The sequence below is a fragment of the Ensifer sp. ENS07 genome (assembly GCF_014852185.1).
Classification (GTDB): Bacteria; Pseudomonadota; Alphaproteobacteria; order Rhizobiales; family Rhizobiaceae; genus Ensifer; species Ensifer adhaerens.
In genome coordinates this window covers 144,206-167,182 of record NZ_JACVBE010000010.1, presented here as the reverse complement: position 1 = coordinate 167,182, position 22,977 = coordinate 144,206, and the positions used below count along the sequence as shown (strand labels likewise).

General features: G+C 63.1%; 21 protein-coding genes. 7 read left to right on the top strand and 14 right to left on the bottom strand.

Annotated elements, in window-relative coordinates:
• Nucleotides 1-2 precede the first annotated feature (2 nt).
• The 4 genes from IB277_RS25990 to IB277_RS25975 form a co-directional block, all read right to left on the bottom strand.
• Nucleotides 3-3,068, bottom strand: coding sequence for a helicase-related protein (locus tag IB277_RS25990; RefSeq protein WP_034803172.1), 3,066 nt, complete (start codon nucleotides 3,066-3,068; stop codon nucleotides 3-5).
• A 653-nt stretch (nucleotides 3,069-3,721) separates the two neighbouring features.
• On the bottom strand, nucleotides 3,722-4,447 hold the full coding sequence (locus tag IB277_RS25985) for a beta-ketoacyl-ACP reductase (RefSeq protein WP_034802902.1): 726 nt from the start codon (nucleotides 4,445-4,447) through the stop codon (nucleotides 3,722-3,724).
• A gap of 17 nt (nucleotides 4,448-4,464) precedes the next feature.
• A complete protein-coding gene (locus IB277_RS25980; RefSeq protein ID WP_090295227.1) occupies nucleotides 4,465-4,824 on the bottom strand; it encodes a hypothetical protein in 360 nt (119 codons plus the stop codon).
• Nucleotides 4,825-4,837: 13 nt separating this feature from the next.
• The gene (locus tag IB277_RS25975; RefSeq protein WP_034802919.1) at nucleotides 4,838-6,019 is read right to left on the bottom strand and encodes an acetyl-CoA C-acetyltransferase; all 1,182 of its coding nucleotides are present in this window, start codon (nucleotides 6,017-6,019) and stop codon (nucleotides 4,838-4,840) included.
• Nucleotides 6,020-6,242: 223 nt separating this feature from the next.
• On the opposite strand from IB277_RS25975, the gene phaR reads away from it, so the two are divergent.
• Nucleotides 6,243-6,821, top strand: coding sequence for a polyhydroxyalkanoate synthesis repressor PhaR (gene phaR / locus IB277_RS25970; RefSeq protein WP_034802922.1), 579 nt, complete (start codon nucleotides 6,243-6,245; stop codon nucleotides 6,819-6,821).
• A gap of 94 nt (nucleotides 6,822-6,915) precedes the next feature.
• Here the strand turns inward: phaR and IB277_RS25965 are convergent, their stop codons facing one another.
• From IB277_RS25965 to mtgA, 5 genes are all read right to left on the bottom strand, one after another.
• Complete coding sequence (locus IB277_RS25965) at nucleotides 6,916-7,317, bottom strand: membrane protein (RefSeq protein ID WP_034802925.1); 402 nt, start codon at nucleotides 7,315-7,317, stop codon at nucleotides 6,916-6,918.
• Nucleotides 7,318-7,474: 157 nt separating this feature from the next.
• Complete coding sequence (gene rpmF, locus IB277_RS25960) at nucleotides 7,475-7,660, bottom strand: 50S ribosomal protein L32 (protein ID WP_034802928.1); 186 nt, start codon at nucleotides 7,658-7,660, stop codon at nucleotides 7,475-7,477.
• 145 nt (nucleotides 7,661-7,805) lie between these two features.
• Nucleotides 7,806-8,453 carry a glutathione S-transferase family protein gene (locus IB277_RS25955; RefSeq protein ID WP_034802931.1) on the bottom strand — a complete coding sequence of 216 codons (648 nt, stop codon included), beginning with the start codon at nucleotides 8,451-8,453 and terminating at the stop codon, nucleotides 7,806-7,808.
• Nucleotides 8,450-9,184, bottom strand: coding sequence for a DUF1868 domain-containing protein (locus IB277_RS25950; protein WP_110818892.1), 735 nt, complete (start codon nucleotides 9,182-9,184; stop codon nucleotides 8,450-8,452). Before IB277_RS25950 ends, IB277_RS25955 begins: the two co-directional genes overlap by 4 nt.
• A gap of 102 nt (nucleotides 9,185-9,286) precedes the next feature.
• A complete protein-coding gene (gene mtgA / locus IB277_RS25945) occupies nucleotides 9,287-10,060 on the bottom strand; it encodes a monofunctional biosynthetic peptidoglycan transglycosylase (protein ID WP_060529995.1) in 774 nt (257 codons plus the stop codon).
• A gap of 145 nt (nucleotides 10,061-10,205) precedes the next feature.
• On the opposite strand from mtgA, the gene IB277_RS25940 reads away from it, so the two are divergent.
• The 3 genes from IB277_RS25940 to IB277_RS25930 all read left to right on the top strand — a co-directional run bounded on the left by IB277_RS25940 (nucleotide 10,206) and on the right by IB277_RS25930 (nucleotide 12,903).
• Entirely contained in the window at nucleotides 10,206-11,120 is a 915-nt protein-coding gene (locus IB277_RS25940; protein WP_090295225.1) for a polyprenyl synthetase family protein, read from the top strand.
• 4 nt (nucleotides 11,121-11,124) lie between these two features.
• Nucleotides 11,125-12,180, top strand: a complete 1,056-nt coding sequence (gene hisC, locus IB277_RS25935) for a histidinol-phosphate transaminase (protein WP_090295223.1) — start codon at nucleotides 11,125-11,127, stop codon at nucleotides 12,178-12,180.
• Nucleotides 12,181-12,261: 81 nt separating this feature from the next.
• Nucleotides 12,262-12,903 carry a LysE family translocator gene (locus IB277_RS25930; RefSeq protein ID WP_090295222.1) on the top strand — a complete coding sequence of 214 codons (642 nt, stop codon included), beginning with the start codon at nucleotides 12,262-12,264 and terminating at the stop codon, nucleotides 12,901-12,903.
• Between the two features lie 31 nt (nucleotides 12,904-12,934).
• On the opposite strand, the gene ispG is transcribed toward IB277_RS25930, so the two are convergent.
• From ispG to IB277_RS25910, 4 genes are all read right to left on the bottom strand, one after another.
• Nucleotides 12,935-14,188, bottom strand: a complete 1,254-nt coding sequence (gene ispG / locus IB277_RS25925; RefSeq protein ID WP_034803175.1) for a flavodoxin-dependent (E)-4-hydroxy-3-methylbut-2-enyl-diphosphate synthase — start codon at nucleotides 14,186-14,188, stop codon at nucleotides 12,935-12,937.
• Between the two features lie 163 nt (nucleotides 14,189-14,351).
• On the bottom strand, nucleotides 14,352-15,536 hold the full coding sequence (locus IB277_RS25920) for an MFS transporter (RefSeq protein WP_034802948.1): 1,185 nt from the start codon (nucleotides 15,534-15,536) through the stop codon (nucleotides 14,352-14,354).
• A gap of 29 nt (nucleotides 15,537-15,565) precedes the next feature.
• Nucleotides 15,566-15,952 (bottom strand): VOC family protein, encoded by a 387-nt coding sequence (locus IB277_RS25915; protein ID WP_090295220.1) that lies wholly within the window; start codon nucleotides 15,950-15,952, stop codon nucleotides 15,566-15,568.
• On the bottom strand, nucleotides 15,949-16,731 hold the full coding sequence (locus tag IB277_RS25910) for a DeoR/GlpR family DNA-binding transcription regulator (RefSeq protein ID WP_090295219.1): 783 nt from the start codon (nucleotides 16,729-16,731) through the stop codon (nucleotides 15,949-15,951). The genes IB277_RS25915 and IB277_RS25910 overlap by 4 nt, the downstream gene beginning before the upstream one ends.
• 273 nt (nucleotides 16,732-17,004) lie before the next feature.
• Between IB277_RS25910 and IB277_RS25905 the strand changes: the two genes are divergently transcribed.
• The 3 genes from IB277_RS25905 (at nucleotide 17,005) to IB277_RS25895 (ending at nucleotide 19,323) form a co-directional block, all read left to right on the top strand.
• Complete coding sequence (locus tag IB277_RS25905; RefSeq protein WP_090295217.1) at nucleotides 17,005-17,778, top strand: amino acid ABC transporter substrate-binding protein; 774 nt, start codon at nucleotides 17,005-17,007, stop codon at nucleotides 17,776-17,778.
• 106 nt (nucleotides 17,779-17,884) lie between these two features.
• Nucleotides 17,885-18,565, top strand: coding sequence for an amino acid ABC transporter permease (locus IB277_RS25900; protein WP_089044284.1), 681 nt, complete (start codon nucleotides 17,885-17,887; stop codon nucleotides 18,563-18,565).
• A complete protein-coding gene (locus IB277_RS25895; protein WP_060586573.1) occupies nucleotides 18,562-19,323 on the top strand; it encodes an amino acid ABC transporter ATP-binding protein in 762 nt (253 codons plus the stop codon). The genes IB277_RS25900 and IB277_RS25895 overlap by 4 nt, the downstream gene beginning before the upstream one ends.
• Before the next feature lie 121 nt (nucleotides 19,324-19,444).
• Here IB277_RS25895 and pyc read toward each other — a convergent pair whose 3' ends face one another.
• Complete coding sequence (gene pyc, locus IB277_RS25890; protein WP_060586575.1) at nucleotides 19,445-22,903, bottom strand: pyruvate carboxylase; 3,459 nt, start codon at nucleotides 22,901-22,903, stop codon at nucleotides 19,445-19,447.
• Between the last annotated feature and the right edge of the window lie 74 nt (nucleotides 22,904-22,977).

Genomic DNA, 22,977 nt, shown 5'->3' with positions numbered 1-22,977 from the left:
CCTTACTTCTTCATCTGCTCCTTGAGAGCAGCAAGCTTGGCGAAGGGCGAATCCGGATCCACCGGCTTTTCGCGACGCGGCGGACGCGCCTCGAATTTGCCCTGACCCGGCTTGCCGCCGCGGTCGTGACGATCATGACGCTCGCCGCGATCCTGACGCGGGCCGCCTTCCGGCTTGCCACCGTCATGGCGCTTGCCACGCGCCTGCTGACCACCCTTGCGCCCGCCTTCACGTCCTTCGCCCTGGCCCTGGCCCTGGCCACGCCCGTGGCGCTGACCGCCGCGACGCTGGTCGCCCTCGTGGCGGCCACCGCCCTGGCGCTGGTTGTCCTGACGGGTGCCAGGACGCCAGAGCAGAACGGGCTTGGCTTCGACCGGCTCGCCGGTCTCCGTCACTTGGGTCTCGGTCACCTGAGCCTCAGCAGGCTGGGCCCCGTCGGCAGCGACGGCAACGTCAGCTTCGGCCTTTTCGGCCTCGGCAGCAGGTGCCTCGACGACTGCAGTCTCGGCTTCTGCCGCACTGTCGCCGGCATCGGCGTCATCAACCGCAGCGACCGGTTCGGAAGCGGCGGCAGCAGCCGCAGCACCACCATCCTGACCCATGAGGAAGGCCTGGGCCTCCTCGGCCTTGACGCTGTCTGCGCGGTAGCCGAGGCCCTTCAGGATCTCTTCCATGTCGTCGGGCGTTGCACCGAGGATCGAGAGCATGGAGGTGGTCGCTGTAAAGCGGCGACCGTCATAGGCGCCTTCCGGACGCGGCTGCGTACCCGGCTTCCACTGAAGGAGCGGTCGAATAAGGTCAGCGAGGCGCTCGAGGATATCGATGCGCACCGCGCGCTTTCCGAGGAAGCGGAAACCGGCGAGCTTGTAGAAGGTCCGCTCGAAAGACGGATCGGTAACGACAGACGTACGGCCGGCGGCGAGCATCGGGATGAGGTCGCCATAGCCGGGCTTGTCGAGGCCGTCGTTCTTCAACGCCCAGAGGAGCGTGATAAGTTCGGCCGGCGCCGGCTTCAGGAGCGCCGGCAGGAAGATGTGGTAGGCGCCGAAGCGAACGCCGTACTTGCGGATCGAAGCGCGACCGTCCTGGTCGAGCGACTTGACGTCGTCTGCGACATCGCGGCGGAACAGTACGCCGAGGTTTTCGACGAGCTGGAAGGCGAGGCCCTTGGCGAGACCTTCGAGATCTTCAGCGCGCGAAATATCGTCGAGCGGCTTCAAGACCGTTCCGATGTGATGGTTCACGAAACGCTCGATGCGCGCCAGAACGTGCTCGCGGGCGTTCGCCTGCAGCTGATCGTCGGCCAGCAGGATGACGCGCGGGCGCATGACGTGGTCGCTTGCCGTCAGACGGGCGACGGGATCGCCGAGCCAGCGCACAAGACCATCCGACGAAAGCGCCAGGTCGTTGTTGCCGGAAGCATGCAGCCGCGCGGCGCGTGCCTCAAACTCGAGCGCCAGCGCCTTCTGGGCAGCACCCTGCACAGCCTTGGCATCCGGGCCATCGCCGCCGGTCGCCAGCGTAAACCGGAAACCGGTTAGTTGTCCTACGTGATGACCTTCAACGAAGACATCACCATTCACACTGATTTCAGCTTCCAGCATAGCATTCTCTCTCAGGCGCTTCATGAGCACAGATGTCCTGCGATCAACAAAGCGTTTCGTCAACCGTTCATGTAGTGCGTCGGATAATCGATCTTCAATTTCCCGCGTCTTTTCTTGCCAGTGTGTCGGATCGGCCAGCCATCCTGGCCGGTTCGACACATAAGTCCATGTCCTGATCTGCGCGATTCGCGCCGAAAGTGTGTCGATCTCACCGTCCGTATGATCGGCCCGCCTGACCTGCTCGGCCATGAAATCTTCGTTTACGGTACCGCGGCGGACAAGATCCGCGTAGATCGTCGAGATCAAGTCGGCATGTTGAGCCGGTGTAATGCGCCGATAGTCCGGCAGCGCGCAGGCTTCCCACAGTTTTTCCACCCGCTCGGCATTGGTCGTGATGTCGACGACCTCAGGGTAGCGGGCCAAATGCTCGAACGCCTGCTGGTCTACCGCAGGTAGCGCCCGGGCAAGGCCGGGAACCGTCGGCGCGGCCTCAAGACTCTTCTTCAGAGCGGCAATCGAAGCGTAGTCGAACGCCTTCGAGCGCCACTGTAGTACCTTCACCGGATCGAACTCATGCGCCTCGATACGGTGGACCAGCTCGTTGTCGAAGGGATCGACGCGGCCGGTCACACCGAACGTACCGTCACGCAAGTGCCGGCCGGCGCGGCCGGCGATCTGCGCGAGTTCGGCCGGGTTGAGATTGCGGAACTGATAGCCGTCGAACTTGCGGTCCTGCGCGAAGGCGACATGGTCGACGTCGAGATTGAGGCCCATGCCGATCGCGTCGGTCGCGACCAGGTATTCGACGTCACCTTCCTGGTAGAGCGCCACCTGCGCATTGCGCGTGCGCGGCGACAGCGCGCCGAGCACGACGGCGGCACCGCCACGCTGGCGGCGGATCAGCTCGGCGATCGCATAGACCTCGTCGGCAGAGAAGGCGACGATCGCCGTGCGGTGCGGCAGACGGGTTATCTTCTTCGAACCGGCATAGAGCAGTTGCGACATGCGCGGTCGCTCGACGACGGTGATGCCGGGCAGCAACTGCTCGAGGATCGGCCGCATCGTTCCGGCACCAAGCAGCAGCGTCTCGCCGCGACCGCGCAGGTGCAGGATCCGGTCGGTAAAGATATGGCCGCGCTCGAGATCTCCGGCAAGCTGCACTTCATCGATCGCGACGAAGGACGCCGTCGTCTCGCGCGGCATGGCCTCGACGGTGCAGACCGAATAGCGCGCGCGATGCGGGGTGATCTTTTCCTCGCCGGTGATCAGCGCGACATTGTGGTGGCCGACCCTTTCGACCAGGCGCGTATAAACCTCGCGCGCGAGAAGCCGCAGCGGCAGGCCGATGACGCCGCTGTCGTGCGCAATCATGCGCTCGATCGCGTAGTGCGTCTTGCCGGTATTGGTAGGCCCGAGCACCGCGGTGACACCGCGGCCGCTCAGGATCATGGGGTGAACGGACACGTCATCGATCCCGGGCATTCAGAAATTACGGCAGCGTCTTTTCACGCTGGCGGCAAACACATGCCCACGCACCGAGCCAAACGCAAGGGGCGCCGACAACTAAAACCATCGCTTGGCATCTCTTAGCCCATTGCACCACCTGTTGTGGTCGGCGCAATCGACAATTGGAACAGCCGTGGAACGAATCGGCGACGAATCGACGACTCATTGTGATTCACTGTATGTTCACGACTACATATAGATTTCAACGCCGAACGTTGCACCACATGCTGAATCTGGAGCTGATTCCGCGCATCAGGCCCTTTGGCGCGCAACAATCCCGGCTCTGCCATTGCCTGACAGGTCCAAGGATTCCGAATCCAAGACTCTGGAAAGCCTGGAAAATTTTTCACGAAATTCGTCAGGGATTCACCCAAGTGAGAGAATGAGAATCGCAGTTTAGAGTCGCGACCAGTGCGGGAACAGTCGGCAGCGACTCGCAGACCGCGCGTCATTCCACCTTTGTTCTCCACAAGATATAGTGTCTACGCCCCCCTCCGGCAACGGAACTGCCAGCGCAACTTCAGGATTTCGAGCGGGATTCTTAGCGCTGCCGCCGCATGGAAACGGCGCCTCGAAAGGCGCCGTCCGGTAATGTTCGGCTTGTCTGATGCTCAGACGAAAAACTGTCCGCCGTTCGCCGAAATCGTCGAGCCGGTGATGAAGCCGGCATCGTCGGAGGCGAGGAACACCACGCAGCGGGCGATTTCTTCCGGTTCGCCGAGGCGGCCAACCGGGATCTGCGGGATGATGCGCTCGTTGAGCACCTTCTCCGGCACCGCCCGCACCATCTCCGTGCCGATATAGCCGGGGCAGATCGCGTTCACGGTAATGCCCTTGGCAGCCCCTTCCTGGGCGAGCGCCTTGGTGAAGCCGAGATCGCCGGCCTTGGCCGCCGAATAGTTGGCCTGACCCATCTGGCCCTTCTGGCCGTTGATCGACGAGATGTTGATGACGCGACCGAAGCCACGGTCACGCATGGCCGACCAGAGCGGATGCGTCATGTTGAAGAGACCGGTGAGGTTGGTGCCGATCACCTCACCCCATTGCTCCGGCGTCATCTTGTGAAACATGGCATCTCGGGTGATGCCGGCATTGTTGACGAGCACATCGACCGGACCGAGATCGGCCTCGACCTTGGCGATGCCCTCGGCACAGGCCTGATAGTTGGAAACGTCCCATTTGTAGACCGGGATGCCGGTTTCCTGCTTGAAGGCCTGAGCCTTCTCGTCATTGCCGGCATAGTTGGCAGCCACCTTGTAGCCGGCATTCTTGAGTGCGATGGAAATTGCCGCACCAATGCCGCGCGACCCACCCGTGACCAATGCTACCCTGCTCATATGCGCCTCCCACTTGATCAGTTCAGTTTTTCGAATGCCTTCTGCATCAGCTTTTCGCCGACCTGTTGCCCGTAGAGCCCGGCGGCCGCTTGAAACTGCGGCGTAGCCAGCGCGGACAGAGCCACCTCGCACTTCTCCAGCGCGAGACCCATCATCACCGCGGAGAGCTGCTCCAGCGACACCTTCAATGCGCCGCTGTCATCGTTCAAGGCCGCGACCATCACGTCCTTGAAAACGCTCTCCTCGTCGGAAGTCGTATGTTCCAGCATGCATTCTACCAGCCGCGCCTCGTTAAGAGGCGCGGGATTGGCATGTGCAGAAACGATCGGCGAACCGGCCAGAAGCAGGGAAAATGGAACCCACCTGGCGCTGTTCATGCCGCCAGACCGATCAGAACCGCTCGACGCACATGGCGACGCCCATGCCGCCGCCGATGCAGAGGGTTGCAAGCCCCTTGGAAACGCCGCGGCGCTTCATTTCGAACAGCAGCGTGTTGAGCACGCGGGCGCCCGACGCGCCGATCGGGTGACCGATGGCGATCGCGCCGCCATTGACGTTGACGATCGACGGATCCCAGCCGAGGTCTTTGTTGACCGCGCAGGCCTGGGCAGCAAAGGCTTCGTTGGCTTCCACCAGTTCGACATCGCCGATCGCCCAGCCGGCCCTTGCCAACGCCTTGCGCGACGCCGGGATCGGGCCGGTGCCCATGACCTGCGGATCGACGCCGGCGGTTGCCCAGGAAACGATACGGGCGAGCGGCTGGATGCCGCGCTTGGAGGCCTGCGCCTCGGTCATCAGCAGGGTGGCTGCGGCGCCGTCATTGAGGCCGGAAGCGTTGCCGGCGGTGACCGTGCCTTCCTTGTCGAAGGCGGGGCGCAGCTTCGTCATCTGATCGAGCGTTGCGCCGTGGCGGATATATTCGTCCTGGTCGACGGTGACGTCGCCCTTGCGACCCTTGACGATGAAGGGAATGATCTCGTCGGCAAAGCGCCCGGCCTTCTGGGCGGCTTCGGCCTTGTTCTGCGAGGCGAGCGCGAACGCATCCTGCTCCTCGCGGCTGAGCTGCCACTGGCGAGCGACGTTCTCGGCGGTGATGCCCATGTGATAACCGTAGAAGGCGTCGGTCAGGCCGTCCTTGATCATCGTGTCGATCATCTTGAAGTCGCCCATCTTCACGCCGCCGCGAAGATGCGAGCAATGCGGCGCCATCGACATGGACTCCATGCCGCCGGCGACGATGATCTCAGCATCACCGGTTGCAATCTGCTGCATGCCGAGCGCGACGGCGCGCAGGCCCGAGCCGCAGAGCTGGTTCATGCCCCAGGCGGTCTTTTCCTGAGGAACGCCCGCCTTCATCGCCGCCTGGCGCGCCGGGTTCTGGCCTTCGCCTGCCTGCAGCACCTGGCCGAGGATCACCTCGTCGACCTCGGCAGCCTCGACGCCTGCGCGCTCGAGCACGCCCTTGATGACGGCAGCGCCAAGTTCGTGCGCCGGCGTATTGCCAAAGGCACCGTTGAAGGAACCGACCGCGGTGCGGCCGGCGCTGGCGATCACGATGGAGGGATTGCTCATGGGACGTTTCCTCAGATCTTCTTGCCTAATGCAGGCAGACTGGCAAAGCGCGCGACGCAAGTCAAACGCCTTGATGCAGTGCCACAAAAGCGTCACCTAAAACGCAACCGCAAGATTTTGCACTTGCGTCGCCGCAACGCACAAAGACATTGTCAGCGGCGCGCTTTTGCGGATACTCTGAAAAACGCAATAAAGACGGGATGATGGGGGAGAGGAGACCCTGATGGCGAAGCACGAAGGCCAGATCGTTATCAAAAAATATGCGAACCGGCGGCTCTACAACACCGGGACCAGCACCTATGTCACGCTCGACGACCTGGCTGTGATGGTGAAGAAGGGTGAGGACTTCATCGTTCAGGATGCAAAATCCGGCGAGGACATCACCCATTCCGTGCTGACGCAGATCATCTTCGAGCAGGAGTCCAAGACCGGCAACACGCTGCTGCCGATCTCCTTCCTGCGCCAGCTGATCTCGTTCTACGGCGACCAGATGCAGATGGTGGTGCCGAGCTATCTCGAACACTCGATGCAGGCTTTCACCGAGCAGCAGTCGCAGATGCGCGAGCAGATCAACAAGGCCTTCGGCGACACGCCGCTCGGCAAAAACCTGCAGGTTCCGCTGCAACTTGTCGAAGAGCAGGTGCGTCGCAACACCGAGATGTTCCATCAGGCCATGCAGATGTTTTCGCCCTTCATCACCGCGCCGCCCGTGAAGGAAACAAAGAAGGCCGAAGCCAAGGATATCGACGAGCTGAAGGAGCAGCTTCGCGCGCTCCAGACCAAGCTCGACAATCTCGGCTAAGCAGGACCACCAGGCAGGAATGCGGTTCCTGCCTTCACCTCACCTGAACAGAGATCGCGGAAATCGGGGCGGCGTCGCCCCGAACCGTCTGGACCTAGAGGCCGATCGACACGTCCCGGCCGGCCGAGCGCATCGATACGGCAAAGCCGGCGATAACATCGATGAAGCTGATGGTCATCAGGATGAAGAAGAGCTGCGTTGCCGCCGGTGCGAGCAGCAGAAATTCGATCAAAAAGACGATGAACAGGATCATCGAGAGCAGATGATCCATCAGTGCGCGGCTGCTCGTGCGCGTCGCTTTCAGCAATTCGACGAAGAGCAGCAGCAGGGCGCCGACGATCAGAAGGTCGCCGAAGCGCATCGTCCAGGTCGCGCCTGATAGCATGGAGAGCGACACCATGTCGGCGTTCAGGCCGGCGAGGCCGCCGAACATTCCGATCATCGCGAGATTGTAGATTGCAAAAGGTAGGATCAGCAGCGGTATGGCAGCAAGCATCAGAACTCCTTGACCGCGTTTATGGTGGACCATGTATATGCGGCGTCGTCACGCAAGGCGCCAGCGATACCACGGCGTCCAAGCAAGATCATGTCAGATGCAAAACAAAAGGGCCGGCAGAGCCAGCCCTTTGAACCTAATCCGCGAACGGAAACGCTTATGCGCTTTCCTTCGGGGTCAGAACCTGACGGCCACGGTACATGCCGGTCTTCAGGTCGATGTGGTGCGGGCGACGCAGTTCGCCGGAGTTCTTGTCTTCGACGTAGGTCGGGGTCTTCAGAGCGTCAGCCGAACGGCGCATGCCACGCTTGGACGGGCTCGTTTTTCTTTTAGGTACAGCCATTTCATTCTCCACTTATCGGGCAAACACTGTTCAGCAGCCGAAATGGCCGTGTAAAACAGATGTTAATCACGGAAATTTGGCGCGCTTATACATGGACAACTGCCGTTTGACCAGTCCCCACGGGCAATTTTTCGACTCGACCTTTTCAGACCTCGTCTTCGGCGACGACCCACGGCTCTGCGCGGGCGGCCTCCTCCCATTTCAGGAACGCCGGATGTGCCTTCACGCGGTTCATGTAGCCGAGCGTTTCTCGATCCGCAACGAGATCGTAGACGTCGAAGCGGTTAACCACAGGCGCGTACATCGCATCGGCCGCGCTGAAGGACCCGAAGAGGAACGGGCCACCGGAACGCGCAAGCGCCTCCGTCCAGATCTGCTCGATACGTGCCACGTCCGCGCGGACGTCCGCGCCAACGTCCAGCGCCTGCTTTGGCCGACGGATGTTCATCGGGCAGGCACCACGCAGAGCGCGAAAACCGGACAGCATCTCCATCGAATAGCTGCGCGCCCGGGCGCGCGCCTGAGGGTCGGCCGGCCACAGCCCGGCGTCGGGAAAGAGTTCGGCGACATATTCGATGATCGCCAGCGATTCCCAGATAAGCAGGTCCCCGTGGCGCAGCAGCGGCACCTTTCCGGTCGGCGAGATCGCCCGGATCTCCGGATTGCCGGCGGCGAAATCGAACGGAATGACCACGTCCGAGAAATCGATGCCGACTGCCGTCATCGCGATCCATGGCCGCATCGACCAGGACGAATAGTTCTTGTTGCCGACATAGAGTGTAAGTCCGGTCATTTCTGTTCCTTGATTGCTGGTCTCTCCGAGAAAACGATCAGTTCCTCGAAATGGTTCATGTCCTCGAACGAGCAGAAGGCCGGCGGATCGAGCGCGATCACCGGCGCCTGCTCGCGCAGAAAAGCGAGCTGCTCGTCCAGCATCGCCTGCCAGCGCGGCAGCGCCGCATCGTCGAGCCAGTCGACGGGGTAAGCATAGGTGATGTGGAATTGGTAGTCGTCATGATCCGGATGGCGATAGCCGAAGGCTTCCGCGAAAGCGTCGCGCCAGGCCTTGAGACAGGCGCGGTCGGCGGCACCGTCGCCTTCGAGCGCAAGGCCCGTCGGCGTGATCTCGGTCACGCGGGCGCGGAACTGCTCCAGCGGCGCAAAATGCGCAAGCCGTTCGCGGTAGTGCGCCGTCATCACCTCGATCGGCGTATCGAGCGGCATGTCGGCCGGCCAGTAAGGGAGCTTCCGGCGGTGTTCGATGATGCCCTGGAAGATCGTCATGTGCAGGCTGGACGGGTGGGTAAAGGCGAACTGCCCCGCCTCGGGCATCGCCATCACCCGGTCGCGCACCGCAAGCACGGCGGCCTCGGACGGCGATCCGGCGGCAACGTGAGACACAACCGTGTTGCCCGGTTCCGAAAGGAACTGGCCTTCGGTGTTGTAGCGCGTTCCGAGATGTCTCGGCGGGGCATCGTTGGCGCTACGGCCAAGGGCGAAAAGCGAGGGGGAAATCAAGGTCATGGAGCAATCGGGCCTTTCGAAGGGAGAGAGGCCCAGATGGCAGAACTCTACTACGCGAGCATGACATCGCCCAGCGAGCGCATCCAATGAAAAGGTCTGATCCTAGTTATAAAGGCAGGTGATGTAACCGCCGGAGCGGCTGGCGCGGCGCTCGATCAGGTTCGCCAGGCGCTTGAGCCCGCGGCCGGGTTTTCCGGCGTTGCGCTCCTTCGGATTGGGCAGCGAGACCGCAAGCAGCGCCGCCTGCCGGCGCGAGAGCTTCGACGCCGAAACCCCGAAATGATGGCGGGCGGCCGCCTCGATACCATAGATCCCGTCGCCCCATTCGGCGATGTTCAGATAGATCTCCATCATCCGCCGCTTGCTCCACACGAAGTCGGCGGCGACCGCCAGCGGCAGTTCCATGCCCTTGCGCAGGAAGGAGCGACCGTTCCAGAGATAGAGGTTCTTGACCGTCTGCATCGGAATGGTGCTCGCGCCGCGGGTGGATTCCCCTTCGAGCGCATCCTCGACCACGCCCCGCATCTGGCCCCAGTCGACGCCGTCATGGGCGCAAAACTGCCCGTCCTCCGACATCATCACCGACTGCACTAGAACCGGGGCGATATCATCGAACTCGACCCATTGCCGATCGTAGCCGCGCAGCAGCACGAGATCGCGCAGCATGAGCGTCGAGACGGGATGGATGAACTCCACCAGGTAGAGAACGATCAGCGCGTAGGGAAGGACGAGAAAGCCCAGAACAGCCAGGACGATCTGGCGGCGACGCGTGCGCAACGTCCGGCGAAGCGAAGACCAGCGACTGGAAGGCAATTCGCCCTCCTCGCGCGCTTCCGGAACGACGTTCGCGGCCTGACTGTTCACCTCGCTGTCCATCCGCTTCTCTTAGTGCATGCGCAGGCAGAGTTGAACGGGCTTTCTGGCAAAAGGCAAGGCGCGGAGAAGGCTGTCCCAGGGAAAGCGCGCGGCTGCGACACGAATCCCCGTTGAAAGCCCTCTTCGCCCATGTCAAAGAGCGCGCATGAGCCAGGACACATCGCCTTTTACCCGTCGCCTCGCCACCAATGCCCGCACCGTCGAGGGTCTGCTGGAACGTCTGCTCGGCCAGACGACGGAAGCCGACGAAATCGCCCGGCCGGCAAACCTGCTCGCGGCCATGCGCCACGGCGTGCTGAACGGCGGCAAGCGTCTGCGCCCCTTCCTGGTGATCGAATGCGCCGATCTGCTCGGCGGCAATCGCGATGCGGCCTTGCGCGTCGGCGCGGCACTCGAATGCGTGCATTGCTATTCGCTGGTCCATGACGACCTGCCGGCGATGGACGACGACGACATGCGCCGCGGCCAGCCGACCGTGCACAGGGCCTTCGATGAGGCGACGGCGATTCTTGCCGGCGACAGCCTGCTGACCTTCGCCTTCGATATCATCGCAGCACCCGAGACAGCGCTTTCGGATGCGCAGAAGGTGGAACTGATCCTGGCGCTCGGACGCGCCGCCGGCCACGGCGGCATGGCCGGCGGACAGGCGCTCGACCTGGCCGCGGAAAAGTCGCCACCGGACGAGGCCGGGATCGTCACGCTGCAGGCGATGAAGACAGGTGCCCTGATCCGCTTTGCCTGCGAGGCTGGCGCCATCGTCGCCGGCGCTTCGAAGGAGGACCGCGCGCGGCTTCGCGCCTTCGGCGAAAAGATCGGCCTTGCCTTCCAGCTTGCCGACGACCTGCTCGACCTTACCGCGGATGCGGAGACCATGGGCAAGGCAACCGGCAAGGACGCCGCCCGTGGCAAGGGCACGCTGGTCGCGCTCAACGGCCAGACCTGGGCGGAAGACCGGCTGGAGCAACTGGTCGTCGAAGCCGAAGCGCTGCTTGCGCCCTATGGAGCGCGCTCGGCCATTCTCGTCGAAGCCGCCCGTTTCATCGCCAATCGCAGGAGCTAGATCCATGAGCAAATACTGGTCGCCGATCGTCTCCAAGCTGAAGCCCTACGTGCCTGGCGAACAGCCGCGCATCGCCAACCTGGTGAAGCTCAACACCAACGAATGCCCCTACGGTCCGTCTGAGAAGGTGCTCGACGCGATCGCCGCGGCAGCGAGCAGCGATCTTCGCCTTTATCCGGACCCGCTGGCGCTGAAGCTGCGCCAGGCCATCGCCGTACGCTATGGCGTGACCGCCGAAGAAGTCTTCGTCGGCAACGGCTCGGACGAGGTGCTGGCGCACATCTTCGCCGGCTTGCTGAAGCACGACGCGCCGCTGCTCTATCCGGATATCTCCTACAGCTTCTATTCGACCTATGCGCGGCTCTTCGAGATCGACACGGTCGAGATCCCGCTCAGCGATCGCTTCGAGATCGATCTCGCCGACTACGACCGGCCCTGCGGCGCCATCATCCTGCCGAACCCGAATGCCCCGACCGGCATCGCTTTGCCGCTCGCCGACATCGAGCGGCTGGTCGCAAGCCATCCGGACCAGCCCGTCGTCATCGACGAGGCCTATGTCGATTTCGGCGGCCAGTCGGCCGCAGAACTGGTTTCGAAATACGAGAACCTCTTGGTCGTCCAGACCTTCTCCAAGTCGCGCGCACTTGCGGGCTTGCGCGTCGGCTTCGCCATTGGCCAGCGCCCGCTGATCGAGGCGCTGGAGCGGGTGAAGGACAGCTTCAACTCCTATCCGCTCGGCCGCCCGGCCCAGGCCGGCTCCATCGCAGCGATCGAGGATGAAACCTGGTTCGAGGAGACTCGCGCCAAGATCATCGCGTCGCGCGACCGGCTCACGGCCGAACTGACAGCGCGCGGCTTCGAGGTGCTGCCTTCGTCGGCAAACTTCGTTTTCGCACGGCATCCCGGCCATCGCGGAGAAACGCTGGTGAAGGCGCTCCGCGAGCGCGCCGTGCTGGTGCGCCATTTCGCCAAGCCGCGCATCTCCGATTTCCTGCGCATCACCATCGGCACCGATGCCGAATGCGCGCGCCTGATCGAGGCGCTAGACGAGATCCTCTAAGTTGTCTCGGTGACATTTCGCTGTTTCAAACCGGCGACGAACTGATCTAGCCTCCGGCGACCGAGCCGGAGCTTTTCTCGCATGTTCGACCTGACGCCCTATCTGCCGCAGCTTCTCATTGCCTGGACCGCCTATCTGATCGCGACCGCATCGCCGGGGCCGGCGATCCTGGCGATCATCACCACCTCGGTCAGCCAGGGACGAAAGGCGGGCCTGGCGCTTGCCCTTGGCGTTCTGACGGGAAGTTACACCTGGGCAATGCTGACGGCCTCCGGTCTCTCGGCGCTGATCCGCGCCTATGGCCACGCGATCATCGTCTTGAAGATCGCCGGCGCCTGCTATCTCTTCTGGCTCGCCTATAACGCACTGCGCGCCGCCATGCGCAGCGACAAGAGCGCGATCGTACCGACGGCAAAGGTGCAGACCTCGCTGAAGCGGCTCTATCTCAAGGGGCTCGGCATCCACCTGACGAACCCCAAGGCGATCTTCTCCTGGATCATGCTGGTGTCACTCGGCATGCCCGCGGGCGCGCCGGTCGGCGTTACCGCCACTTTTATCGGCGGCTGCATGGTCTTGGGTCTGATGACCTTCTGCGGCTTTGCGATCGTCTTCTCGCTCACGCCGGTACACCGCGCTTATCTGAAGTCCAGGCGGCTGATCGAAAGCCTGATGGCCGGTTTCTTTGCCTTTGCCGGGCTGAAGCTGCTGACGTCGCGGCTCTGATCGCCCACAATTGCCGTAGACGGGCTGTCCGTTATTCGGCCGCCGCCTGGCCGCGGCCGTAGCGCTTCTCGATATAGTCGGAAACCAGCGTCTCGAAGTCGCCGGCAATGTTGGGGCCGCGCAGCGTCATTGCCTTCTCGCCGTCGATGAATACGGGGGCGGCCGGCATTTCGCCGGTGCCGGGCAAAGAGATGCCGATGTCGGCATGTTTGCTTTCGCCCGGGCCGTTGACGATGCAACCCATGACCGCGACCTTCAGGCCCTCGACGCCGGGATACTTCTCGCGCCAGACCGGCATGTTGCGGCGGATGTCGTCCTGGATCTTCTGGGCGAGTTCCTGGAACACCGTGGATGTGGTGCGTCCGCAGCCGGGACAGGCGGCAACAACGGGGATGAACTGACGGAAACCCATGACCTGCAGCAATTCCTGCGCCACCTGCACCTCGCGGGTGCGGTCGCCGCCGGGCTCAGGCGTCAGCGAAATGCGGATCGTATCGCCGATGCCCTGCTGCATGAGGATGCCGAGCGAAGCGGACGAGGCGACGATGCCCTTCGTGCCCATGCCGGCCTCGGTGAGGCCGAGATGCAGTGCGTGGTCCGAGCGGGCCGACAACATGGCATAGACGGCGATCAGGTCCTGAACGCCGGAAACCTTGGCCGAAAGGATGATGCGGTTGCGCGGCAGACCGATCTCTTCGGCGAGTTCCGCCGAGAGCAGCGCCGACTGCACGATCGTCTCGCGCGTCACCTCTTGCGCCGTCAGCGGAAAACCGTTCGCCTTGTTCTCGTCCATCAGCCGCGTCAGCAGTTCCTGGTCGAGCGAACCCCAGTTGACACCGATGCGCACCGGCTTGTCGTAGCGGATCGCCATCTCGACGATCTCGGCGAACTGCTTGTCCTTCTTGTCCTTGAACCCGACATTGCCCGGATTGATGCGATACTTCGCAAGCGCCTCGGCGCAGGCCGGATGATCGGCAAGCAGCTTGTGGCCGATATAGTGGAAGTCGCCGACGAGCGGCACGTCAAGACCAAGGCGCTCGAGCCGCTCGCGGATCTTCGGCACCGCCGCCGCACTCTCGTCGCGGTCGACGGTGATGCGCACCAGTTCCGAACCGGCCTTGTGCAGCGCGGCCACCTGGGCCACGGTCCCATCGATATCGGCCGTATCGGTGTTGGTCATCGACTGGACCACGACCGGTGCGCCGCCCCCGACGATGACGCCGCCGACATCGACGGCGACGGAGGCGCGGCGGGGCTGCGGATCGAAATCGAAGGCGGAAGACATGAAGGCCTCTTCGTGGGTCACTGAGCCGGGCGAGGATGCGGGCAGAACCCGCATGGACTTTCCTCAACTCGCCCTGGCCATTTGCCCATCAGGTGGATGAGGAAAGCCTGATTGTCAACGGCGACATCATGCCCTGACGGCGATTTGATGGCGCCGTTCCGTCTCAGTGCCCCTTAGCGTGATCCGCATGGATCGCATGGTGCGACAAGAGAAGCACGACGATGAAGAGCAGCGGCACCGAGGCGAAGATGATGGCAAAGCCCGTATGCTCGGCAACGAAGCCGATCAGCGACGGTGCGAACAGCATGCCGGAATAGCCCATGAAGGTCGCGACCGAGAGCCCGATGCCCGGCTGCAGGCCCGGCATGTTGCCGGCGGCCGAGAACGCGATCGGCACCATGTTGGAGATGCCGATGCCGGCGATCGCAAAACCGAGGATGGCGATATAGGCATTGGGCGCCGTGCCCGCGACGATCATGCCGACGAGTGCCGTGACGGTGCAGATGCGGAGCGTCCGTTTGGCGCCGAAGCGATCCCGCACGAAATCGCCGGCAAAACGCATGGTCGCCATGGTGGCGGAGAAGGCGGCAAAGCCGAAGCCGGAAAGCTCAACGGAGGCGCCAAGCTCGTTGCGCAGATAAAGCGCACCCCAGTCGAGCACTGTGCCCTCAGGCACCATCGAGAACAGCGCCATGATGCCGATCAGCCAGGGGAGCGGCGTCATCGGCAGGCGCAGCTTTTCCTTGGCTGCGCCTGGATGCGGCTTGTCAGCCAGGATCATCGGCCAAGCGGCGACAATCAGTACCAGGCAGATCGCAGTGACGACGAGGACATGCGGCAGCACACCGAAGCGGGCCATGAGGAAGCCGCCGATACCGGCACCGATCAGGCCGCCGAGGCTCCAATAGGCATGGCAGGACGACATGATCGCCCGACGCATGGATTTCTCGACCTCGACGGCATTGGCGTTCATCGCGACGTCCATTGCGCCGGCAAAACCGCCAAGCAGGAACATGGCGACAGCCGCCGTCCAGACATCGGGGACAAGCGTCAGAAGCAGAAGCAACGGCGACAGTATGATGGCGGTGACCTTGACCACCTTCTGCGACCCCACACGGGCGATGTAGCCGCCGGCAATCGGCATGAGCACCAGCGAGCCAATACCGAACATCAGGATCAACAGGCCGAGCACGCTTTCGCTGATGCCGAGCCGGTCCTTGAATTCCGGGATCTTCGGCGCCCAACTGCCGATGACGAAGCCGTTCAATAGGAAGAGCAGCGAAACCGCCAGCCGGTTGCGGGTCATGTAGCCCTGGCGGACGGTCGCGGAAGGAGAACGTTGGTCCATGGTCTTGCCTCTGTGCCGGGTCGCCCGGCTCAAATTGTGATTTCGATCAGATTTCCATCGGGGTCGCGAACAACAGCCTCATAGAAGCCATCGCCGGTCCATCGCGGTTTTGCGACCAGAATGCCGTTAGCCTCGGCGCGCGCGGCCATCGCCTCGACCGCCTGCTCGCTGCCGAGCGACAGCGCCACATGGGCAAGGCCGGTACGTTCTTCAGCCGGATCGGCCTGCCCAACCCAGGGGCCCTCCATGATCTCGAATGCCGGGCCGTCGCCAAGCGTCAGGAACCGCGAGCGAAAGCCCGGCCGCCGTCGGCTTTCATAGATCTCGCCGACTTCGGCGCCGAAGAAGGACGACCAGAAGCTGGCAATCGCCTCGAGGTTCCGCGTCCAGAGCGCCACATGCGTGATCGTCGTCATTCCGTCTCTCCCGCCATCAGGACCTCTGCCCTTGTCGCCTCGAAGGCCGACCGATGCTCGGCCGACGCATCCGCCTCGAGCAGCAGCGTCACCTTGTCATTGATATCGACGACCCCGTGCGCGGCGGCCGTACCGAGTTTGTCGCTGGTGACGGCGACAACCAGGCGCCGGCTGCGCAACGCAATGAGCCGCTTGAATTCCGCATCCTCGAAATAGATCGCCGTCAGGCCCGCAACGGCGTCGGCGCCGCACGTGCCGAGAAAGCAGAGATCGGGCCGGAGCAGCTCCGCGTCGCGCTGAGCCCGCGCGCTGATCGCCGCACCGACGGCACGGTTGAGCGGGCCACCGAGCAGGATCAGATCGACACCCGGCTTCTCCATGAGCGCGACGGCAATCAGCGGTGTGTTGGTGACGACGGTGACCGGCAGCTCCGGCTCGATCAGTTGCGCGATCGCAAGATTGGTCGAGCCGGCATCGAGGAACACGGTCATATCAGGCTTGATCAGGCCGACCGCCGTGCGCGCCAGCGCCGCCTTGCGTTCCGGCGCCATCGCCACCCGTTCTCGCAATGTGCTGTGGGCCGCCGGCGCGACCGGAAGTGCGCCACCATAGACGCGCTCGCACAGTCCTGCCGCGGCCATTTCCCGGAGATCGCGGCGGATCGTGTCTTCTGAAACGCTAAGCTCAGCCGCAAGATCAGCAGCCAGCACCCGGCCATTGGCCTTCAACCGCTCCTGGATCAGCGTCTTTCGCTCACGAAGAAGGAGTTCCCCTGACATTTTCACCAACCGTGCATAAACGTGCATGAATCGCCATAAATGCGCATAGCAATTTTTGAAACCGTTTTCAAGCCGGCACAGCGCCCAAATCGGAGCGGCGCGCGAATTTCGACAAACCGTGGCTTTTGCGCGCAATCGGGGTCAATTCGAGGAAAATTCTTCATCAAAACGCTCAGGAATTGGTGTTTTATACGCTCAGATCGCCGATTTTTTATGCGATTGTCCGCTCAATCCGGACGACGGGCCGGGCAAGAAAGAAGATGGAAAATCACGATGAAACTCCTCCCCACGCTGTTTGCCGCCGCTCTGATGCAGGTTGCCGCACTTGGCTCCGCTGAAGCCGGCGAGAATCTCGATGCGATCAAATCTGCCGGTGTCCTGAAGATCGGCACCGAGGGCACCTATGCCCCGTTCACCTATCACGACGCCTCCGGCAAGCTCGTCGGCTTCGACGTGGAGATCGGCCAGGCCGTCGCCGAGAAGCTCGGCGTCAAGGCTGAATACCTCGAAGGCAAGTGGGACGGCCTGATCGCCGGCCTCGACGCCAACCGCTACGACACGGTCATCAACCAGGTCGGCATCACCGAGGAGCGCAAGAAGAAGTACGACTTCTCCGAGCCCTATATCGCCTCCAAGGCTGTGCTGATCGTCAAGTCGGACAACGAAGAGATCAAGGGCTTTGCCGATCTCAAGGGCAAGAAGTCGGCCCAGTCGCTGACCAGCAACTTCGGCAAGCTCGCAACCGCGTCCGGCGCCGAACTCGTCGGCACCGACGGCTTCGACCAGTCGATCCAGCTCGTCTTGACCGGCCGTGCCGACGCGACGATCAACGACAGCCTCTCCTTCCTCGACTTCAAGAAGAAGAAGCCCGACGCCCCGGTCAAGATCGCCGCTGAGCAGGCCGATGCCGACTTCTCCGGCATCATCATCCGCAAGGGCGAGCCGGAGCTTCTCGAGGCGATCAACAAGGCGCTCGTCGACATCAAGGCCGACGGCACCTACGACAAGATCTCGCAGAAGTACTTCGGCGCCGACGTCTCGAAGTAACCCGATCACTGGGCCCTCGGCCGGTTTCTCAGCCGGCCATTCTCGGCTATGAAAAGCGATCCGTTCCGGACCCCGGGGCGGATCGCGCTTTTTGAAAGGCTCGCCCTTGACCACCTGGCTCCCACTGATGCTGGAATCCTTGCCGTCCCTGCTCTGGGCCGGCCTGACCTTTACCATCCCCCTGACGCTGCTTTCCTTCATCTTCGGCCTGATCCTGGGGCTCGTCACCGCCGTCGCCCGGCTCTTCGGGCCGGCACCGGTCGCCTGGATCGCGCGCTTTTACGTCTGGGTGATCCGCGGCACGCCGTTGCTGGTCCAACTCTTCGTGATCTTTTACGGCCTGCCGAGCGCCGGCATCCTGCTCGACGCCTTCACCGCAGCGCTCATCGGCTTCTCGCTGAATGTCGGCGCCTACACCTCCGAGATCATTCGCGCGGTGATTTCGTCGGTCCCGCGCGGACAATGGGAGGCAGCCTATTCGATCGGCATGAGCTGGAGCCAGGCAATGCGCCGCACGATCCTGCCGCAGGCAGCCCGCGTCGCCGTGCCGCCATTGTCGAACACGTTCATCTCGCTGGTGAAGGATACGTCGCTTGCCGCCGCCATTACTGTGCCCGAGATGTTCCAGACAGCGCAGCGCATCGTCGCCACCACCTACGAGCCGCTGATCCTCTACATCGAGGCGGCGCTGATCTATCTTGCCATGAGCTCCGTTCTTTCCGCCCTGCAGGTCAGGCTGGAGCGACGCTTCGCCCGCTATGGCGGCTTCCTGGAGGCACGCACATGATCGAGCTCTCCCACATCGAAAAGCGCTTCGGCGACAATCTCGTGCTGAAGGATATTTCCGTGACGCTCGCCGAGGGCACTGTGACCGCGCTGGTCGGCCCGTCCGGCGGCGGCAAGAGCACGCTGCTGCGCTGCATCAACCTTCTGGAGATCCCGACCTCCGGATCGATCAAGCTTGGCGACGAGAAGCTTGAATTCGCCCCTGGCCGCAAGATCGGCTGGACGGCGATCCAGCGTCTGCGCCGGCAGACCGGCATGGTGTTCCAGAACTTCCAGCTCTTCCCGCACCAGACCGCACTCGGCAATGTCATGGAAGGCCTCGTCACCGTGCTGAAATGGCCGGCGGACAGGGCAAAGACCCGGGCAATGGAACTGCTCGAAAAGGTCGGCATGGCGCACAAGGCCGACGCCTGGCCGGCAACACTTTCCGGCGGCCAGCAGCAGCGCGTGGCGATCGCCCGTGCCCTTGCCCCTTCGCCGCGCGTGCTTCTCTGCGACGAGCCGACCTCGGCGCTCGACCCTGAACTGGCGGAAGAAGTGGTCGAAGTCCTGAGCCGGCTTGCCCGCGAAGGCACCACCATGGTCATGGCCACCCACGACCTCCGGCTCGCCTCGCGCGTTGCCGACAAGGTGATCTTCCTCGACGGCGGCCTCATCGTCGAAAGCGGCGCGCCAAAGACGATCTTCTCGGCGCCCGAGCGCGAGCGAACGAAGAAGTTCATTGCCTCGCTCAGCGCTCCGCACGACTACGAGATCTGAAGGGAAGCATTGGGACCGGTTCCATTGGCCTAGGCGCTAAGCAGCCGTCGTCTCACCCATCGCAAAACAAAAACGGCCGGATTCGCATCCGGCCGTTTTTGTCTGTCCGTGTGGCAAACGCTTACGCGTCGAAGACGATCAGCAGGTCCTTGGCGTCGATCTGGTCGCCGGCGCGCACCAGAACTTCGGCGATCGTGCCGTCCTTCTCGGCATGCAGCGCCGTTTCCATCTTCATCGCCTCGATCGAGAGCAGCACGTCACCGGCCTTAACCGCCTGGCCCGGATGAACCGCGACCGTGGAGATGACGCCCGGCATCGGAGCGCCGAGCTGGGCAGCATTGCCGCCTTCGGCCTTGCGGCGCACGGCGCTCGTCGCACTGCGGTTGCGGTCCGGTACCTTGATCAGGCGCGGCTGGCCGTTGAGTTCGAAGAACACCTTGACCATGCCCTTCTCGTCCGGCTCGCTCTTGGCCTGGTGCAGGATCACCAGCGACTTGCCGCGCTCGATCTCCGGCTGCAGCTCCTCGCCCGGTCCAAGCCCATAGAAATAGGCCGGCGTCGGCAGCACGCTGACCGGACCATAGGTGTCGGCCGCGACCGCGTAATCGGTGAAGACCTTCGGGTACATCAGGTAGGAGGCGAACTCGAAGTCGTCGACCTTGCGCTCGAGCTTGTCCTCGATCGCCTTGCGCTCCGCGTCGAGATCGGCCGGCGGCAGCAGCGAGCCGGGAACGGCGGTGTAAGCCTTCTCGCCCTTCAGCGCCTTCTTCTGCAGCGCTTCCGGCCAGCCGCCCGGAGGCTGACCGAGATCGCCCTTCAGCATCGAGACGACCGAATCCGGGAAGGCGATATCCTTGGCCGGGTTCTCGACGTCGGCGACCGTCAGGTCTTGCGAGACCATCATCAGTGCCATGTCGCCGACCACCTTGGAGGACGGCGTCACCTTGACGATGTCGCCGAACATCTGGTTGGCATCGGCATAGGCCTGGGCAACGCGGTGCCACTTGGTTTCCAGCCCGAGCGAACGGGCCTGCTCCTTGAGGTTGGTGAACTGACCGCCCGGCATTTCGTGCAAGTAGACTTCCGACGCCGGTCCCTTGAGGTCGCTTTCGAAGGCGGCGTACTGGTAACGCACTGCTTCCCAATAGAAGGAGATGCGGCGGATCCATTCGGGATCGAGGCCCGGATCACGCTCCGAGCCGCGCAGCGCCTCGACGATCGAGCCGAGGCAGGGCTGCGAGGTGTTGCCGGAAAGCGCATCCATCGCCGCATCGACCACATCGACGCCGCTATCGACCGCGGCAAGCACGGTTGCAGCCGCAATGCCCGAGGTGTCGTGCGTGTGGAAATGGATCGGCAGATCCGTCGCTTCGCGCAGCGCCTTGAACAGCACGCGCGCGGCGGCCGGCTTCAACAGGCCCGCCATGTCCTTGACGGCGATCATGTGCGCACCGGCCTTTTCGAGCTCGGCCGCCAATGCCGTGTAGTACTTGAGATCGTACTTCGGGCGGGCCGAGTTCAGGATGTCGCCAGTGTAGCAGATTGCCGCCTCGCAGATGCGGTTCTCTTCAGCAACGGCCTCCATCGACACGCGCATGTTGTCGACCCAGTTGAGGCAGTCGAAGACGCGGAAGACGTCAATGCCGCCCTTCGCCGCCTGGCGGACGAAGTACTTCACGACGTTGTCGGGGTAGTTCTTGTAGCCGACGCCGTTGGCGCCGCGCAAAAGCATCTGCAGCAGCAGGTTCGGCGCGTCCTCGCGAATGCGGGCGAGACGATCCCACGGGTCCTCGGTGAGGAAGCGCATGGAAACGTCGAAGGTCGCACCACCCCAGCATTCGAGCGAGAACAACTGCGGCAGCGCACGAGCATAGGTGCCGGCGACGCGGGCGATGTCATGCGTACGCATGCGGGTCGCAAGCAGCGACTGATGGCCGTCGCGCATCGTCGTATCGGTCAGGAAAACCTGCTTTTCACCGCGCACCCACTCGGCGAATTTCTTCGGGCCGAGCGCGTCGAGCTTCTGCTTGGTACCGGCGGGGATTTCGCCCTGGATGAACGGCACGACGGGCTTGGCCGCATCCGCCGGCGGCTTCGGACGACCCTTGGCCTCCGGATGACCGTTGACGGTGACGTCGGCGAGATAGGTCAAGAGCTTCGTCGCACGGTCCTGGCGCCGGACCTGCTGGAAGAGTTCCGGCGTCGTATCGATGAAGCGGGTGGTGTAGGTGTTGTTGCGGAACTGCTCGTGGCCGATGATCGCCTCGAGGAAGGTGAGGTTGGTCGCCACACCGCGGATACGGAATTCGCGCAGCGCCCGGTCCATGCGGCTGATCGCTTCCTGAGGCGTGCTGCCCGAGGCCGTGACCTTCACCAGCAGCGGATCGTAGTAGCGGGTGATGTAGGCGCCGGTATAGGCCGTGCCGCCGTCGAGACGGATGCCGAAACCGGCCGCCGAACGATAGCCGGTGATGCGGCCGTAGTCGGGAATGAAGTTCTGCTCCGGATCTTCCGTGGTGATGCGGCACTGCAGCGCGTGGCCGTTGAGGCGGATGTCAGCCTGGTCAGGCACACCCGATTGCGGCGTGCCGATCGCCTCGCCGTCGAGAATGTGGATCTGCGCCTTGACGATGTCGATGCCGGTCACCACTTCGGTGACGGTGTGCTCGACCTGGATGCGCGGGTTCACTTCGATGAAGTAGAACTTGCCGGTGTTCACATCCATCAGATACTCGACGGTGCCGGCGCCGATGTAGTTGGTCGCCTTGGCGATCTTCAGCGAGTAGTTGGCCAGTTCCTGCCGCTGCGCATCGGAGAGGTAGGGCGCCGGCGCGCGCTCGACGACCTTCTGGTTACGGCGCTGGATGGAGCAGTCGCGCTCGAACAGATGCACGACATTGCCGTGGGTGTCGCCGAGGATCTGGCTTTCGACGTGGCGGGCGCGCTCGACCAGCTTTTCGAGATAGACCTCGTCCTTGCCGAAGGCGGCCTTGGCCTCGCGCTTGGCTTCCGTCACCTCGCGGATCAGATCCTTCGGATCGCGAATGGCGCGCATGCCGCGTCCGCCGCCGCCCCAGGAGGCCTTGAGCATGACCGGGTAGCCGATCTCGGCGGCGAGGCGATGGATTTCCTTTTCGTCGTCCGGCAGCGGATCGGTGGCCGGCACGACCGGAACGCCGACAGAAATGGCGAGGTTGCGGGCTGCGACCTTATTGCCGAGCTGACGCATCGTCGCCGGGCGCGGACCGATGAAAATGATGCCGGCGGCGTCACAGGCATCGACGAATTCCGGGCTTTCCGACAGCAGGCCGTAGCCCGGATGAATGGCGTCGGCACCCGAGAGTTTGGCGACGCGGATCACTTCCTCGATCGACAGGTAGCTTTCGATCGGGCCGAGGTCGCGCGCAAGATGCGGGCCGCGGCCGATCTGGTAGCTTTCATCCGCCTTAAAGCGGTGCAGCGCGAGTTTGTCCTCTTCCGCCCATATCGCGACCGTTTTCAGACCGAGTTCGTTTGCAGCGCGAAAAACGCGGATGGCAATTTCAGAACGGTTGGCAACAAGGATCTTCGAGATAGGCAAGTCGGTCTCCTCAATGACTTGATATTGCGGGAAATGCTGCACCCGCGAAATAAAGTATTAGCGGGTCACCGGGC

Bases quoted from the DNA above. Each gene is read 5' to 3' on its own strand.
- IB277_RS25985 (WP_034802902.1), bottom strand. From the start codon at position 4,447: ATGAGCAGGGTAGCATTGGTCACGGGTGGGTCGCGCGGCATTGGTGCG.
- IB277_RS25980 (WP_090295227.1), bottom strand. From the start codon at position 4,824: ATGAACAGCGCCAGGTGGGTTCCATTTTCCCTGCTTCTGGCCGGTTCG.
- IB277_RS25975 (WP_034802919.1), bottom strand. From the start codon at position 6,019: ATGAGCAATCCCTCCATCGTGATCGCCAGCGCCGGCCGCACCGCGGTC.
- phaR (WP_034802922.1), top strand. From the start codon at position 6,243: ATGGCGAAGCACGAAGGCCAGATCGTTATCAAAAAATATGCGAACCGG.
- IB277_RS25965 (WP_034802925.1), bottom strand. From the start codon at position 7,317: ATGCTTGCTGCCATACCGCTGCTGATCCTACCTTTTGCAATCTACAAT.
- rpmF (WP_034802928.1), bottom strand. From the start codon at position 7,660: ATGGCTGTACCTAAAAGAAAAACGAGCCCGTCCAAGCGTGGCATGCGC.
- IB277_RS25955 (WP_034802931.1), bottom strand. From the start codon at position 8,453: ATGACCGGACTTACACTCTATGTCGGCAACAAGAACTATTCGTCCTGG.
- IB277_RS25950 (WP_110818892.1), bottom strand. From the start codon at position 9,184: ATGACCTTGATTTCCCCCTCGCTTTTCGCCCTTGGCCGTAGCGCCAAC.
- mtgA (WP_060529995.1), bottom strand. From the start codon at position 10,060: ATGGACAGCGAGGTGAACAGTCAGGCCGCGAACGTCGTTCCGGAAGCG.
- IB277_RS25940 (WP_090295225.1), top strand. From the start codon at position 10,206: ATGAGCCAGGACACATCGCCTTTTACCCGTCGCCTCGCCACCAATGCC.
- hisC (WP_090295223.1), top strand. From the start codon at position 11,125: ATGAGCAAATACTGGTCGCCGATCGTCTCCAAGCTGAAGCCCTACGTG.
- IB277_RS25930 (WP_090295222.1), top strand. From the start codon at position 12,262: ATGTTCGACCTGACGCCCTATCTGCCGCAGCTTCTCATTGCCTGGACC.
- ispG (WP_034803175.1), bottom strand. From the start codon at position 14,188: ATGTCTTCCGCCTTCGATTTCGATCCGCAGCCCCGCCGCGCCTCCGTC.
- IB277_RS25920 (WP_034802948.1), bottom strand. From the start codon at position 15,536: ATGGACCAACGTTCTCCTTCCGCGACCGTCCGCCAGGGCTACATGACC.
- IB277_RS25915 (WP_090295220.1), bottom strand. From the start codon at position 15,952: ATGACGACGATCACGCATGTGGCGCTCTGGACGCGGAACCTCGAGGCG.
- IB277_RS25910 (WP_090295219.1), bottom strand. From the start codon at position 16,731: ATGTCAGGGGAACTCCTTCTTCGTGAGCGAAAGACGCTGATCCAGGAG.
- IB277_RS25905 (WP_090295217.1), top strand. From the start codon at position 17,005: ATGAAACTCCTCCCCACGCTGTTTGCCGCCGCTCTGATGCAGGTTGCC.
- IB277_RS25895 (WP_060586573.1), top strand. From the start codon at position 18,562: ATGATCGAGCTCTCCCACATCGAAAAGCGCTTCGGCGACAATCTCGTG.